Source organism: Kitasatospora nipponensis, from assembly GCF_039528135.1.
Lineage (GTDB): Bacteria > Actinomycetota > Actinomycetes > Streptomycetales > Streptomycetaceae > Kitasatospora > Kitasatospora nipponensis.
Window position 1 is genome coordinate 14,331 of record NZ_BAAALF010000192.1, and the last position, 1,138, is coordinate 15,468.

A 1,138-nucleotide genomic window follows, 5' to 3' on the forward strand; every position below is an offset into this window, starting at 1 on the left:
GTATGCGCACAACGGCGACGTGCAGGTGGCCTTCGACCAACTGAAGGGCTCCGAGGGCGAACCGCTGCTGCTGATCATGGGGTTGGCCACCGCCCGGTTCTGGTGGCCGGCCGGACTGTGCCAGGCTTTCGCCGACGCCGGGTTCGCGGTGGCCCGCTACGACCAGCGCGACGCCGGCCACCGTGAGCACGGTGAGCAGCGCGGACAGGCCGGCGCCGAGCCCGGCGGTGGCGGCGGAGCGGGCGGCCAGTTCGGTCAGCCGGGCGTCCGCGGCCCGGACGGTGGCCAGCCGGGCGGACAGGGCGCCGGCCGCGGTCAGCTCGGCGGTCCCGGTCAGGGTGTCCAGGACCGCGCTGGAGAGCTCGCCGCGCGCGGGCGCCTGCCGCTGCTCGGAGCGGCCCGAGAGCCGGGCCGCCAGCGCCGGCACCCCGGCACCGGCCAGCAGCAGGCCGAGCGCCAGCAGCGCCCCGGCGAGCGGCAGCAGCAGCGCCAGGCCCGCGGCGCAGCCCAGCGAGACGATCAGCGCGATGGCGGCCGGCAGCCGCCAGCGCAGGTACCAGTCCTGCACCGAGTCGACGTCCGCCACCAGCCGCGACAGCAGGTCGCCGCGCCGGAAGGCGGGCAGCGCGGCAGGCGCCAGGCGCTCCAGCCGCCGGTAGACGGCCACCCGCAGCACGCCCAGGGTGCGCAGCACCGCGTCGTGGGCGACCAGCCGCTCGGCGTAGCGCAGCACGCTGCGCCCGACGCCGAACGCGCGCACCGCGGTGACGGCCATCATCAGGTAGAGCACCGGCGGCAGTTGCGAGGCCCGCGAGATGAGCCAGCCCGAGGTGGCGCTCAGCGCCACCGCGCAGCCGAGCGCGAGGCTGCCGAGCAGCACGGCCAGCGCGAAGCGCCACCGGGAGCGGCCGGGGCCGGCGGTGCGCAGCAGCGCGGCGATCCGGCGCAGCGGGGCGGTGGGGCGCGCGGCCGCGTCGGGCACCTCGGGGGACTCGGGCACCTCGGGGGACTCGGCGGCGCGAACGACCGGGCGGACCGTGGCCGGCATCGCGGCGCTCGGTGCGGCCCCCGGTGCGGCGTACGCCCCGGCCTCCGCCGCGGTGCCCGCCGCGGTGCCCGGCGCCGCGGGGGCGGTCAG

General features: G+C 79.1%; 1 protein-coding gene. It reads right to left on the reverse strand.

Going from position 1 to position 1,138, the window contains the following annotated elements; genetic code table 11:
- Nucleotides 1–1,048 (reverse strand): ABC transporter transmembrane domain-containing protein (locus tag ABD323_RS33735; protein WP_425556252.1); only part of this gene is annotated, 1,048 nt, incomplete at its 3' end.
- Between the last annotated feature and the right edge of the window lie 90 nt (nt 1,049–1,138).